Consider the following 279-nt stretch of genomic DNA (forward strand, 5'->3'; position numbering starts at 1 on the left):
CCCTTGAATCATTCTTGTGGGAAACGGCCGATATTCTGCGTGGCAATATGGATGCGTCTGAATTTAAAGACTACATCTTTGGCATGATGTTTCTAAAGCGCTTGTCGGATGCCTTCGATGAAGAGCGTGAAAGGGTCGTTCAGTATTACCTCGATAAAGGTAAAACTCAGGCGCAAGCGCAAGAGCTTAGCGATGATGAAGATGAGTACGACGATACTTTTTTTATGCCCGCTATTGCCCGTTGGTCAGTGCTTAAAGATTTGAAGCATAACATTGGTG

At 44.4% G+C, this 279-nt stretch carries 1 protein-coding gene; it reads left to right on the forward strand.

Translation table 11 applies throughout. The features are described 5' to 3' along the window. A partial coding sequence (locus tag AAEZ00_RS21080) for a type I restriction-modification system subunit M N-terminal domain-containing protein (RefSeq protein WP_351089836.1) occupies positions 1 to 279 on the forward strand: 279 nt, incomplete at both ends.

The sequence above is a fragment of the Shewanella sp. S1-49-MNA-CIBAN-0167 genome (genome assembly GCF_040310145.1).
In the GTDB taxonomy this organism is placed as follows: domain Bacteria; phylum Pseudomonadota; class Gammaproteobacteria; order Enterobacterales; family Shewanellaceae; genus Shewanella; species Shewanella psychromarinicola.